Origin of the sequence: Kitasatospora sp. NPDC015120 (genome assembly GCF_043080305.1) — a bacterium.
Taxonomy (GTDB): domain Bacteria; phylum Actinomycetota; class Actinomycetes; order Streptomycetales; family Streptomycetaceae; genus Kitasatospora.
In genome coordinates this window covers 679,875-692,260 of sequence record NZ_JBIBVJ010000001.1, presented here as the reverse complement: position 1 = coordinate 692,260, position 12,386 = coordinate 679,875, and the positions used below count along the sequence as shown (strand labels likewise).

General features: G+C 73.2%; 11 protein-coding genes. 8 read left to right on the top strand and 3 right to left on the bottom strand.

Features of this window, described 5'->3' with window-relative positions; genetic code table 11:
• Positions 1 to 64 precede the first annotated feature (64 nt).
• On the bottom strand, positions 65 to 3,325 hold the full coding sequence (locus ACF1AK_RS03275; protein ID WP_391497347.1) for a HEAT repeat domain-containing protein: 3,261 nt from the start codon (positions 3,323 to 3,325) through the stop codon (positions 65 to 67).
• Between ACF1AK_RS03275 and ACF1AK_RS03270 the strand changes: the two genes are divergently transcribed.
• From ACF1AK_RS03270 to ACF1AK_RS03260, 3 genes are read left to right on the top strand one after another with little or no spacing between them, the layout of a single operon-like run.
• Positions 3,318 to 3,638 carry a hypothetical protein gene (locus ACF1AK_RS03270; RefSeq protein WP_391497046.1) on the top strand — a complete coding sequence of 107 codons (321 nt, stop codon included), beginning with the start codon at positions 3,318 to 3,320 and terminating at the stop codon, positions 3,636 to 3,638. The genes ACF1AK_RS03275 and ACF1AK_RS03270 overlap by 8 nt on opposite strands.
• Positions 3,631 to 4,170 carry an RNA polymerase sigma factor gene (locus ACF1AK_RS03265; protein WP_391497045.1) on the top strand — a complete coding sequence of 180 codons (540 nt, stop codon included), beginning with the start codon at positions 3,631 to 3,633 and terminating at the stop codon, positions 4,168 to 4,170. Before ACF1AK_RS03270 ends, ACF1AK_RS03265 begins: the two co-directional genes overlap by 8 nt.
• On the top strand, positions 4,167 to 4,436 hold the full coding sequence (locus ACF1AK_RS03260) for a hypothetical protein (protein ID WP_391497044.1): 270 nt from the start codon (positions 4,167 to 4,169) through the stop codon (positions 4,434 to 4,436). Before ACF1AK_RS03265 ends, ACF1AK_RS03260 begins: the two co-directional genes overlap by 4 nt.
• 68 nt (positions 4,437 to 4,504) lie before the next feature.
• Here ACF1AK_RS03260 and ACF1AK_RS03255 read toward each other — a convergent pair whose 3' ends face one another.
• Positions 4,505 to 5,983 carry an MFS transporter gene (locus ACF1AK_RS03255; protein WP_391497043.1) on the bottom strand — a complete coding sequence of 493 codons (1,479 nt, stop codon included), beginning with the start codon at positions 5,981 to 5,983 and terminating at the stop codon, positions 4,505 to 4,507.
• 100 nt (positions 5,984 to 6,083) lie between these two features.
• Here ACF1AK_RS03255 and ACF1AK_RS03250 point away from each other — a divergent pair, with 100 nt between their 5' ends.
• Entirely contained in the window at positions 6,084 to 6,977 is an 894-nt protein-coding gene (locus ACF1AK_RS03250; protein WP_391497042.1) for a helix-turn-helix transcriptional regulator, read from the top strand.
• Between the two features lie 377 nt (positions 6,978 to 7,354).
• Here the strand turns inward: ACF1AK_RS03250 and ACF1AK_RS03245 are convergent, their stop codons facing one another.
• Positions 7,355 to 8,035 carry a hypothetical protein gene (locus ACF1AK_RS03245; protein WP_391497041.1) on the bottom strand — a complete coding sequence of 227 codons (681 nt, stop codon included), beginning with the start codon at positions 8,033 to 8,035 and terminating at the stop codon, positions 7,355 to 7,357.
• A 134-nt stretch (positions 8,036 to 8,169) separates the two neighbouring features.
• Between ACF1AK_RS03245 and ACF1AK_RS03240 the strand changes: the two genes are divergently transcribed.
• From ACF1AK_RS03240 to dusB, 4 genes are all read left to right on the top strand, one after another.
• Positions 8,170 to 9,399, top strand: coding sequence for a sensor histidine kinase (locus tag ACF1AK_RS03240; protein WP_391497040.1), 1,230 nt, complete (start codon positions 8,170 to 8,172; stop codon positions 9,397 to 9,399).
• On the top strand, positions 9,387 to 10,031 hold the full coding sequence (locus ACF1AK_RS03235; RefSeq protein ID WP_380294993.1) for a response regulator: 645 nt from the start codon (positions 9,387 to 9,389) through the stop codon (positions 10,029 to 10,031). Before ACF1AK_RS03240 ends, ACF1AK_RS03235 begins: the two co-directional genes overlap by 13 nt.
• Entirely contained in the window at positions 10,028 to 10,987 is a 960-nt protein-coding gene (locus tag ACF1AK_RS03230; RefSeq protein ID WP_391497039.1) for a hypothetical protein, read from the top strand. Before ACF1AK_RS03235 ends, ACF1AK_RS03230 begins: the two co-directional genes overlap by 4 nt.
• 104 nt (positions 10,988 to 11,091) lie before the next feature.
• A complete protein-coding gene (gene dusB, locus ACF1AK_RS03225; protein ID WP_391497038.1) occupies positions 11,092 to 12,363 on the top strand; it encodes a tRNA dihydrouridine synthase DusB in 1,272 nt (423 codons plus the stop codon).
• Positions 12,364 to 12,386 lie beyond the last annotated feature (23 nt).

Sequence of the window (12,386 nt, the reverse complement as noted above, 5' to 3'; positions counted from 1 at the left end):
TGCAGCACACGACTCCTGCTACTGGCGCAGGCGCCCGTCCACGGCGGGGGAACGGCCGGCCACGCTACTCAAGCAGCGCGAGCGCCTGGACCGCGATGGTGCGAATGCCCTCGTCGTCGCCCCGCACGAGATCTCTGATGAGACCGGGAACGTCGGGTTCATGAGGCCAGAGAGTGGCGAGCAGCCTGATGGCGATGGCCCGCACCTCTGGTGACCCATCGGTCCTGGCAGCAGCTTTGACGAGGGGAAGGGCCGAGTCCCCGGCCCTCCAGGCGAGGGCAGGCAGTGCTGCGCATCGGGCGATGTGGTCGGGGTCGGTGGCGGCGCGCTGGATGGTGGGAACGGTGTCGGGGTGGTCGGGCCAGGACTGCGCAAGAGTGCGGAGCGCCGTAGCGCGGATCCCGGCGTCGGGGTCGGTGATGGCGCGCTGGACGGTGGACAGGGTGCCGGGGTGGTCGGGCCAGGACTCCGCAAACGTACGCAAGGCGGCGTTGCGTACGCGTGGGTCGGCACTGGCGAGGGCTGCGCGCGCGGTGGCCCGGGTGTCAGGGTGACCGGGCCAGTGCACACCCAGCAGGCGCACCGCGAGACTGCAGATCCGTGCGTCGGGGTCGGTGGCGGCGCGCTGGACGGTGGGGTGGGTGTCCGGCTGGGCATGCCAGTGCGTCGGGAGCATGCGCAGGGCTTCGATGCGGATGGTTCTCTCGGCGTCATGGGCGGCTCGGTGGATCGTGGGGTAGGTGTCAGGATGGTCGTCCCAGTACCCCGTGAGCATGCGCAGGGCGTCGATGCGGATGGTTCCCTCGGCGTCGTCGGCGGCTCGGTGGATCGTGGGGTAGGTGCCGGGGTGGCCGCGCCAGTAGTCCGCCAATGCCCGGAGTGCCGTACGACGGAGATCGGTCTCCGGGGCAGCGACGGCGCGCTGGACGGTGGGGTGGGTGTCCGGATGGTCACGCCAGAACCTCGCAAGCATGTGCAGCGCCACGTTGCGCACTGTGGACTCGGGGTCGGTGGTGGCGCGGTGGACAGCGGGGTGGGTGTCCGGGTGGTCACGCCAGAACGCCGCCAGGATCCGCAAGGCGTCGGCACGGGTGCCCGGATCGGAATCGGATGCAGCCGCGAAGGTGCCGGGGTGGTCGGGCCAGTGTTCGGCCAGCAGGGTCGTCGCCATGGTGCGCACGACGCCCACGGAGCCGGTGGCGACGCGGTGGAGCGTGGCACGGGCATCAGGGTGGTGAGCCCAGTGCCGGGCCAGCAGATACAGCCCGGTGATCTGGACGGATTGATCGGGGTCGGTGGCAGCTCGCTGGATGGCGGCGTAGGTGTTCGGCCGGTCCGGCCGGCGCGCGACCAAGGTGCGCAAGGCGGCACTGCGGACGCCCGGGTCCCAGGCGATCAGGGTCTGGCGGGTGATTTCGTCAAGATTCTGCGTGAGGGCTGAAGCGATGTCCGACCCCGAGGAAGCGGAATGGCCTGGAAACTCGGCCTGGTCGGCGTAGTACCACCGCAGGTACCGCTCTCTTCCCGTCCAGAAGTGGTCGAATGTCGCCAGGGCGGGGAGGGCTGTGGTCAAGTTGAGATCCGGCAATCGGGTCAGTGCGATGCAGAGCGCGTCGATGACGGCATCGCTCTTGGCGGTCACCGAGAGTTCCCTGCCTCCGGCAGCCGAAATCGGCGGGTTGCCGAATTCCTCGATCTCGGCCAGTGTGCGTACGGCAAGGATCAGAGCCGGAGCCCTGCGGCCCTTCTCCTTCTGGCGGTGTCGCTGCAACAGGCGGTCGATGAACGCAGAGACGTCCCGCTGTTTCAGCTTGCCTGCGGTCAGTAGCAACACCTCGTGCCACGCCGGGTCGGCGATCCTTGCGTCGAGAACGTCGACCAGCTCGTCCCGGCTCCACTCCTCCTCCTCGCGCCGCCGCAGGATGTCGGCGGCGGCGAGGTACTCCAGGAAGGTCCGGTGGACGAAGCCGTAGATCCCGCCGCCGTAGTGGGCCAGGAGGAAGTTGCGGGTGCTCAGGTGCTCCACGACGTGGTCGGCGGCGATGTCGGCGGCAGGGCGGGAAATGTTGTGCTCGGTGAGGTAGCCGCTGATGATCCCGGTCAGTTCGTCGCGCTGGACGTAGGTGCCGCTGGGTTTGCCGGTGCCGTTCTGCATGCGGCGGGCGACGCGTTCGAGCAGCTTGAGGCGGCGGCTGGTGTTCAGCCACTCCAGGGCCTGCGCCGCCTCGGCGTTGGCGGGGTACTGCGGGGTGAGGAACTTGGCGTCCTTGTCCCATCGGCTGATCAGGACCTCCACCGCGTGGGCGTAGACCTCTCGGCGCTCGCGGGGGATCGTACGACCGAGGCCGATGGCGGCGAGGATGGTCAGCAGCATCGGATTTCCGGCCAGGTCCGCGACCGCGCGCAGTTCGCGCACTGCGCTGAGGAGACGTTGGGCCAGCCGATCGGCCTGGTTCAGGTCCTCAGGGTGCGCAGCGGCGTACCAGCGGCGGATGAACGACTCGACCTGGGTCCGCTCCAGGTTCTGCAGCATGACCTGGGTAAAGCCTGTCGTCGTGAACTCACCCGACCGGTAGCCGTATTTACGTGATGTCACAATTAGTCGGACATCGGGGTGCGCTGCGCCGAAAGCGGTGATCCTGCGGGCCGTCTCGGAGCGGACTTCCGCGTCGAAGATCTCGTCCAGGCCGTCGAAGACCACCAGGGCCTGGCCGTTGACGAGGAGTTCTTCGAGGACCGTCCGAGGCAGGCACATTCGCTCTTGCCGGTGGAGGTGGTCGAGGAAGTCCTCGATGGTCCGCTCGCGCCACGCGGCCTGCGCGTACTGGCGCAGTTCGACGACCACCGGCACGAGTCCAGCGAGGCCGGTGATCTCGGCGGGGACTTCCTCCAGGGCTCCGGCCAGGACGAGCGCCAGGTACTTGGAGAGCGTTGACTTTCCCGCGCCGGGGTCGCCCAGGACGACGAGGCGCCGGCCGGCCTCGCTTGCGATGATCTGGAGCACCGGTCCGGCGGGGAGTGTGCGTTGTGGTTCCGCCACGTCGTCCGCCTCGACCAGTTCGCCGGTGCTCACCAGCAACTGCCGGACCTCGTCCGGTATCCGCTTCTCGTAGATTCGGGCGAGCTGGGGCATGAAGACCTGTCGCAGCTCGATCAGCGGTTGCTCGCCGGACTGGCCGGTGGGGCCGAGGACGTCCAGGTTGAGGCGGCGGTAGACCTCGCGGACGCGCTGGAGGTAGGCCTGGACGGCCGCCTCGGTGTCGGTGGGCGGGGGCTCGGGGGCGGATCCCTGGTGGATGTGCAGTTCCCCCACGTGGTTGCTCATCACCACGGACCCGCCGACGGTACTGCCGCTCAGCTTCTGGCTGTTCGCCGGATCCGACGGCTTCCGTTTCCACGACCAGAGCGACACGGCTCCCCCCTCGTTCCCCACCCCGGGTGACGAGAACCGTAGCGCGCGGGACGGAACCGGCGTGAATCCTTCTGGGGCATCGACGTCTCTTATGGACAGCTGCGGCGAGGGCCGGGCGGAAGAGGAGACGGTGATGATGGTCTGGGTGGCCGTGGCGGTCGGCGCGGCGCTGGTCGTGACGTGCAGCGTGACGGTGCTGCGGAAGTGGGGGCGTCGGCGTGGCTGAGGTGCGGGAGTGGCCGGGGAACGCGGTGGTGGCCGCGGCGCAGGACGGGGACGTGGAGGCGATCGCCGCGTTGGTGTCGGGGGCGCATCCGCATGTGCAGCGGTTCGCGCGGTCGCTGTGCGCGACGCCGGAGGACGCCGAGGACGCGGCGCAGGAGGCGCTGATCATCCTGTACCGCAAGATCGGGATGCTGCGGGCGACCGGGGCGCTGGCCTCGTGGATGTTCCGGATCGTGCGCAACGAGTGCCTGCGGCGGGCGCGCCCGGCGCTGAGGGTGCGGCCGGAGCCCCACGACGGGCTGTCCCGTTCCGTGGAGGACGAGGTGCTGGGCCGGCTGGAGGCCGGGCGGGTCGCCGAGGCGATCGCCGCACTGCCGGCGGACCAGCGGCGGGTGCTGATCATGCGGGACGTGCAGGGGCTCAGTGGGCGGACGGTCGCCGATCGGCTGGGTCTCAGCACCGCCGCCATGAAGTCGCGGTTGCACCGGGCGCGGGCGGCGGTCCGGGCGGTCACGGTCGGAGGGGAGCGGTGAGGGCCGGGGAGCCGGGGTACGCCAGCCGGACGCTGGCCGAGCACCTGGTCCGGGGCGCCGTGGGGTTCGTGGCGCTGGTGGGGGCGTTCGCACTGTTGCCGTTCGCCGGGCCGGTGGCGCTGCTGTTGCTGCCGGTCGGGCTGCTGGCCTTCCGCGGGTGTCCGACGTGCTGGGTGATCGGGCTGATGGAGACGGTGTCGCGTGGGCGGTTGCAGCGTGAGTGTGCCGACGGGCGGTGCGGGTTGAGGAAGGCCGGGGGGACGTAGCCGCGTCGTGGCTACCCACCACGGGGGAGTGGGTGGCCACGACGCGGCCGGGGACCCGGGCCCCGCCGTCAGCCGATGGACCGCGGCAGGCGGGTCGTCAGGTAGAAGACGGTGAACGAGCCCAGGAGCTGGATGCCCAGGCAGAGGGCGAGCGTGTCGGCCATGCCGAGGGTGGGCGAGAGGGCCAGGTAGAGCGAGCCCAGGGTGGCGACGCCCAGGGCCAGGCTGGACTGCTGGCTGGTGGCGAGCACGCCGCTGCCGACGCCCGCCCGGGCGGCGGGGACCTTGGAGAGGACGACGCGGAACAGCGGGGTGCCGATCAGGCCCTGGCCGATGCCGGCGAGGGCGACACCGGGGGCCATCCGCAGCGCGGAGAAGCCGTCGGGGTCGGCGAGCACGGTGATCGCGAGGGTCGCCAGGCCGGTGGCCTGGATGGCGGCGCCGGCGGTGAGGACGCGGCTGCCGAAGCGGCCGATCAGGCGCGGGCCGGAGAGCGAGGCGGTGAAGTAGCCGACGGCCATCGGGACCAGCGCCCAGCCGGCCGCGACCGGGCCGAGGTGCAGACCCTGCTGCAGGGCGACCGCGACGACGAACATGAAGCCGCCGAATCCGCCGAAGTAGGGCAGGGCGATGCCGAGCCCGCGCCGCATCTCGGGGATCCGCAGCAGGGTGGGCGGCACCAGCGGGGTGTCACCGCGGCGCTCGGCCCCGCGCTCGACCAGGGCGAAGGCGGTGGCGAGCACCGGGAACAGCGCCAGCAGCACCCAGGACCAGAGCGGCCAGCCGGCGGCGCGGCCCTCCATCAGCGGGACGAGCAGGGCGAGCAGGGCGGCGGTGAGCAGCACGGTGCCCGCGATGTCGACCTTGGTGGCCTGCTCGGCGCGGCTCTCGGGGACGAAGCGCAGGGCGAGGACGAGGGTCAGCAGGGCGAAGGGGACGTTCAGCAGGAAGACCGAGCGCCAGCCGCTGCCGAAGAGGTCGGCGGCGACCAGCATCCCGCCGAGCACCTGTCCGATGACCACCGAGATGCCGCCGACCGCGCCGTAGACGGACAGTGCGCGACCGCGCCGGGCGCCGTGGGTGGCGGCGGTGATGGTGCCGAGCACCTGGGGGATCAGCAGCGCGGCCGACGCGCCCTGGGCGGCGCGGGCGGCGACCAGCGACCAGGCGCCGGGGGCGAGCCCGCAGGCGAGCGAGGTGACGGCGAAGGCGGCGGCCCCGGCGACGAAGAGGCGGCGGCGGCCGAAGATGTCACCCAGCCGGCCGCCGAGGACCAGCAGGACGGCGAAGGCGATGCCGTACCCGGCGGCGACCAGTTCCAGCACGGCGGGGCCGGCGGCGAGGTCGTGGTCGATGGTGGGCAGGGCGACGTTGACGATGAAGAAGTCGAGCATCGGGAGGAACGCCCCGAGCAGGACGGTGACCAGTCCGGCGGTGCCGAGGGAGGGGCCGGAGGAGGGGCTGGAGGAGGGGGAGGCGGAGGGGGCGGGTGTGGCGGTCGGTGAGGCAGGGGCAAGGGGCCTGGCGGTGGTCAGTTGCTGGGTCACGGTCCTACGATCCGACCAACCGCACCCTGGTACCAGAGTGTGCTTATCCAGGTATAAGCAGTACCTGGAAACAGGATGCCGAGTGGCGCATCCTGGTGGAATGAGTCTGACCACCGTGACGGCAACCACCGGGAGAGCGCCCGCCGATCCGCGGCGGCAACAGCTGGCGGCGTTCCTCCGCAGCCGCCGGGAACGGATCACCCCCGAGCAGGTGGGGCTGCCGATGACCGGCCGGCGGCGCACGCCGGGGCTGCGCCGCGAGGAGGTGGCGCAGCTCGCCGCCGTCGGGGTCACCTGGTACACCTGGCTGGAGCAGGGGCGCGAGATCCAGGTGTCCGTGCAAGTGCTGGACGCGGTGGCGCGCGCCCTGCTGCTCGACCCGAGCGAGCGGGCCCATCTGTTCACCCTGGCCGGGGCGGAGGACCCGACGCCGGTGCAGGAGTGCCCGACCGTCACGGCGGGCGTCCGGCTGACGCTGGACCGGATGGCCCCGTACCCCGCCGCGGTGATCAACTCCCGCTACGACGTGCTGGCGTACAACGCCCAGTACACCGGCGTCGTCGGCGACCTGGAGGCGCTGGCGCCCGAGGACCGCAATCTGATGTGGCTGGCGTTCACCCCCTCGCGCTTCCGCGATGTGCTGGTGGACCACGAGGACGAGCGCGAGGTCATGGTGGCCCGGTTCCGCTCCGGGATGGGCGAGCACGGGGACGAGCCCGCCTGGCGGACGCTGCTCTGCCGGCTGCGCCAGGCCTCCCCGGTGTTCGACGAGGCCTGGCAGCGGCATGACGTGCTGCGGCCGGGGAACGGGCTGAAGCGCTTCCTCCTGCCGGAGGTGGGGCTGCTGCGCTTCGAGTACACGAGCTTCTGGCTGGGACCGTCCCAGGGCCCGCGGATGGTCGTCTACACCCCGAAGGACGAGGAGACCGCCGCGCTGCTGACGCGACTGCCCACCCGGCTGCCGTCGGCCGCCGCCGTGACGCCGGCCCGCTGAGCGCCGCCCGGCGCGGGCCAGCCCGAGGACCAGGCAGAGCGCCGCGAGCGGGAGTTCGACGCAGCCCGCCATCATCAGCGCGGCGAGCGTCTCGGCGCCCGGGCCCGCGGTGGCGACGTCGGCCAGGGCGTCACCGGCGAGCAGCAGGGCGACCACCGCGGCGGGCGCGGCCGCGGCCGGGTGCCGGTGGCGCAGCACGGCGTCCAGCCGGAGCAGGGCGGCGAACTCGCACAGGTCGAGGACGACCCAGGCCGTCTCGCCGGCCGCCGCGAGCACCGCCACCCAGGGCAGCAGCGCGAAGGCGGCGACGACGGGCACCCGCGAGGCGAACGGGGCGAACGAGGAGGGGCCGGGGCGGCCGGCCAGCACGGCGGCGCTCATCGGGCACCCCCGGACTCCACCACGTCGGCGGCGGCGGGGGCGGCGGGGGTGGCACGGACCCGGGCCAGCGGGGCGCGCTCGGCACCGGCCCCGCCGGGCGCCTCGACGAGCACGCCGTCGAAGACGCCCTCGGCCCACGCGAGCCAGAACGTCCCGGCGACGGTGACCACCTCGGCCGCCTCGACCACCGGCGCGGGCCGCCCCGGCAGCCGGAGCAGCCGCCCGCCGGTGAACCCGACGGCCGGGACGGCGCCGCCCTGCGGCAGCCGCCCCCAGGCGAGCCCGTGCCGGGTGCGGCGGCGCCCGCCGGCACCGGTGCCGGCACCGGCCCAGGCCCGGGCGCCGCGCAGCAGACCGCGGCCGAGCCGGGTCGCGACCACCACGTCCACCAGCTCGCCGTGCTCGTACACCTCCAGCGCGGCCCGTCCGCGACCGCGCCCGGCCGGCACGCTGCGCACCGACCACGGCCCGGCCGGGCCGCAGGGCACAGCCGGTGCGCCGGACCCGGCGAAGCCGGAGAGCACGTCCGGGCCGTCGAACCCGTCGAACGCACCGGCGGGCCCGACCGGCAGCCGGTCCTCGGCCACGGCGGCCAGGGCGGCGGACACGGCGTGGGCGGTGCCGTGGGCCGGACGCCCGTGCGGCGGGGTGGCGGAGTGCGATGCGGTGCTCGTCATGCCGTCAAGACTCCCCGTTGCGGACGGCGTTGTCGGTAGTGCGCCGATCCGAATCGAGGGTGTACCTAGCTTCACCATTTCCGGGCAGCCCCCTTCATGGTGACGCTTGATCACCTCGCTCTAGGCTGTCCGCCATGTCCTCCACGACGCCGCGCCGCACGCCCGCCGGGAGCGTCGCCCGGCCCCCGTGGTCGGCGGCCGCCTGGCGGGACACCCGCTTCCTCGCCGCAGGGATCCCGCTCTCCCTGCCCGCCTGGCTCATCGTCCTCACCCCGAAGGTGACGCTGGTCCTGCTGGGCGCGATCCTGCTCTCCATCCGTCTGCTCACCGCCGCCCAGCGCGGCCGGCTGCGCGCGCTGCGCGGGGTGGAGATCCCGCCGCTGCTGCGGGCCTCCGTCACCCCCGCCGGTGTGCTCACCAGGCTGCGCACCGGCGTCAGCTGGAGCCATGTCGGCTACCACCTGGTGGCCGGCCCGCTGGTCGCGGCGGGCTCGGTGGCGATCGTGTACGGGTGGGGCGCGGCCCTGGCGGCCTCGACGGTCTTCGGCTGGGCCTGGCTGATGCCGGCCTCCTCGCCCGTCCGCGACGACTGGAGCGAGCTGGACGTCCCGCTCACCGTCGGCGGCCTGCTGCTGATCGCGGTGCTGCCCGCCGCGGCCGGCCTGCTGGCCCGGCTGGACGAGGCGCTCGCCGTGCGGATGCTCGGGCCGGGCCGCACCGCCGAGCTGGAGCACCGGATCGAGGAGGTGGTCGAGAGCCGGGCCGGCCTGGTCGACGCGGTGGACGCCGAGCGCCGCCGGATCGAGCGCGACCTGCACGACGGCGCCCAGCAGCGGCTCACCTCGCTCGCCATGAACCTCGGCCTGGCCCGCCGCACCCTCAAGGACGTCCCGCCGGAGGCGATGCAGGTGATCGTCGAGGCCCACGAGGAGGCCCAGGCGGCCATCGACGAGCTGCGCGACCTGGTCCGCGGCCTGCATCCGGCCGTCCTGGAGGACCGCGGCCTGGACGCGGCGCTCTCCGGCATCGCGGCCCGCGCCCCGCTGCCCGTCCGGCTGGACGTCGAGGTGGCCGAGCGGATAGCGCCGACCGTCGAGGCGGTCGCCTACTTCACCGTCTCCGAGGCGCTGGCCAACGTCGCCAAGCACGCCCGCGCCTCCCGGGCGGACGTCTCGGTGCGCACGGCCGGCGGCCGGCTGCGCCTGGTCGTCAGCGACGACGGCGTGGGCGGGGCGGACGCCTCGCGCGGCACCGGCCTGAACGGCCTGCGCCAGCGCACCGCCTCGGTCGACGGGTCCCTGTCCGTGCTCAGCCCCGTCGGGGGCCCGACCACCATCACCGTGGAGTTGCCGTGCGTGCTGTGATCGCCGAGGACTCGGTCCTGCTCAGGGTCGGCCTGGTCAAGGTCCTGGAGGCGGTGGGCTACGAGGTGGCCGCCGCCGTCGGGGACGCCGAGGAACTGCTCGCCGCGGTGCAGGAGCACCGGCCGCGGGTGGTGGTGGCGGACGTCCGGATGCCGCCGGGCTTCACGGACGAGGGGGTGCGGGCCGCGCTGGTGATCCGCCGGCAGTGGCCGGAGGTGGCGGTGCTGCTGCTCTCCCAGTTCGTGGAGGAGCGCTACGCCGCGGACCTGCTGACCACCAACACCAGCGGCGTCGGCTATCTGCTCAAGCAGCGGGTGGCCAATGTCGACGACTTCGTGGACGCCCTCCAGCGGGTCGCCGAGGGCGGCACCGCGCTGGACCCGGAGGTGGTCGCCCAGCTGCTGGTGCGCCGCCACCGCGACCCCCTGGAGCGGTTGACCCCGCGCGAGCGGGACGTGCTCGCCCTGATGGCGGAGGGCCGTTCGAACGCGGCGATCGCCACCGCCCTGGTGGTCAGCGACAGCGCGGTGGCCAAGCACATCAACTCGATCTTCGCCAAGCTCGACCTGCCGCCCGCCGACGAGAGCCACCGGCGGGTGCTGGCGGTGCTGCGCTTCCTGGAAGTGGGATGACGATGAGAACGCGGAGCGGCACGGCGGCCGGCCCGGGGAAACGGGCACCGGGGCGCGCCCGCCGCGGGCACCTGGTCTGGCGGGTGCTCGGCACGCTGGCGCTCACCGTCACGCTGGTCGTCGGCGCCGTGCAGACCTGGGCGATCGCGGTGCAGCAGCGCACGCACTCCGAGATGTCCTACCCGGTCGCGGTGACCACGGTGCGGCTGGACACCGGCAGCGCGACCGTCCGGATCCGGCCGGGGGAGGAGGGCCGGGTGGTGGTCCGCCAGTACCTGAACTGGATGATCCGGATGCCGGTCGTCTCGGCGCTCTTCGAGCAGGACCGGCTCGACGTCCGGATGCGCTGCAGCCAGGTGCTCCCGGCCAAGGACCTCGGCTGCGGGGCGGTGATCGAGCTGGACGTGCCGCCCGGGGTCGCGGTGACCGGCAGGCTGAGCAGCGGGAGCGTCGACGTCGCCGGGGTGACGGGGGCGATCGACCTGCTCTCCGCCTCCGGGGAGGTCGCGCTGGCCGACGTGTCCGGTCCGGTGACCGTGCGCACCACCTCCGGCTCCGTCCAGGGCAGCCGTCTCACCTCCCCGACCGTCATCGCCGCCGCGACCTCCGGTTCGATGCAGCTGGGCTTCGCCGCCGCCCCGCGGAGCGTGGACATCGGGGTGACCTCCGGCTCGGTGGTGCTGGGCCTGCCCAGGGGGTCGCGCTACGACTTCGACGGCGGGGCGTCCCCGCTGGCCCGCGGCGGCATCGATCCGACACTGGCCGACCGCTCCAGCCCGAACAAGATCAGGGTCTCGGTCACCTCCGGCTCGCTGTCGGTCTTCGGGAAGGACACGGTGGCGAGCGACGGTCCTGCGGCGAACGACGCTCCACCGGCGAAGGGCGCCCCATCGGCGACCGAGACCCCGCCGGCGACCGAGACCCCGCCGGCGAAGGAGGAGCCCACCGAGGAGTGACGGCCGGGGAACGGAGAAGGCCCCGGAACGGAGGCCCCGGGCCGCTCGGCCGGGTGGGGGACAATGAAGAGTCCCCCATCCACCGTCCCCGAGGTCAGCCGCGCATGACAGTCCCGCCCGCACCCACCGAGCCGAGCACCGCGACCGCCACCGCGACCGGCCCCGCCGACGGCGACACCACCGCGACCGCCCCCGCAGCACCCGCCGCCACCGGAGCATCCGCCGCCACCGGAGCCGGAGCCGAGTTCGCCCCGCTGTCCGTCGGCCCGCTGCAGGTCTGGCCGCCCGTCGTGCTGGCGCCGATGGCCGGCATCACCAACGCGCCGTTCCGCACCCTGTGCCGCGAGCAGAGCGGCGGCAAGGGCCTCTTCGTCTCCGAGATGATCACCACCCGGGCCCTGGTGGAGCGCAACGCCAAGACGATGCAGCTGATCACCTTCGACCCGAGCGAGAAGCCGCGTTCGATCCAGCTGTACGGGGTGGACCCGGTGACCGTCGGCAAGGCGGCGCGGATGATCGCCGACGAGGGCCTGGCCGACCACATCGACCTCAACTTCGGCTGCCCCGTCCCCAAGGTGACCCGCAAGGGCGGCGGCTCGGCGCTGCCGTACAAGCGCAACCTGCTGCGCGAGATCCTGCGCGAGGCCGTCTCCAACGCCGGCGGCCTGCCCGTCACCATGAAGATGCGCAAGGGCATCGACGACGACCACCTCACCTACCTGGACGCCGGCCGGATCGGCGCCGAGGAGGGCGTCTCCGCGATCGCCCTGCACGGCCGCACCGCCGCCCAGCACTACGGCGGCACCGCCGACTGGTCGGCGATCGCCCGGCTGCGGGAGTCCGTCCCGGCGGAGATCCCGGTGCTCGGCAACGGGGACATCTGGTCGGCCGACGACGCGGTGCGGATGATGCGCGAGACCGGCTGCGACGGCGTGGTGGTCGGCCGGGGCTGCCTGGGCCGGCCGTGGCTGTTCAAGGACCTGGTGGCGATCTTCGAGGGCGAGGTGGACCACGCCCGCCCGACCTTCGCCGATGTGGCGCGGGCGATGGTCCGGCACGCGCAGCTGCTCGGCGAATGGCTGGGCGACGAGGCCCGTGGCGTGATCGACTTCCGCAAGCACGTCGCCTGGTACACCAAGGGCTTCTCGGTGGGCTCGGAGCTGCGGGTGAAGCTGGCCAACTCCTCCTCGCTCGCCGAACTGGCCGAAACCCTCGCCCTGGTGGAGCAGTCCCAGGCCTGGCCGGCCGGTGCGGACGGTCCGCGCGGACGGACCAGCGGCAACAACCGGGTCGTCCTGCCCGAAGGCTGGTTGGACGATCCGTATGACTGCGCCCGGCCGGGCGAAGATGCCGAATCGGACACCTCTGGCGGGTGACCCCTGACGAAGTGGCAAAAACG

Coding starts and splice junctions, on each gene's coding strand:
- ACF1AK_RS03275 (WP_391497347.1), bottom strand. CDS start 3,325: ATGAGCAACCACGTGGGGGAACTGCACATCCACCAGGGATCCGCCCCC.
- ACF1AK_RS03250 (WP_391497042.1), top strand. CDS start 6,084: ATGAGTCTGACCACCGTGACGGCAACCACCGGGAGAGCGCCCGCCGAT.
- ACF1AK_RS03245 (WP_391497041.1), bottom strand. CDS start 8,035: ATGACGAGCACCGCATCGCACTCCGCCACCCCGCCGCACGGGCGTCCG.
- ACF1AK_RS03240 (WP_391497040.1), top strand. CDS start 8,170: ATGTCCTCCACGACGCCGCGCCGCACGCCCGCCGGGAGCGTCGCCCGG.
- ACF1AK_RS03230 (WP_391497039.1), top strand. CDS start 10,028: ATGACGATGAGAACGCGGAGCGGCACGGCGGCCGGCCCGGGGAAACGG.
- dusB (WP_391497038.1), top strand. CDS start 11,092: ATGACAGTCCCGCCCGCACCCACCGAGCCGAGCACCGCGACCGCCACC.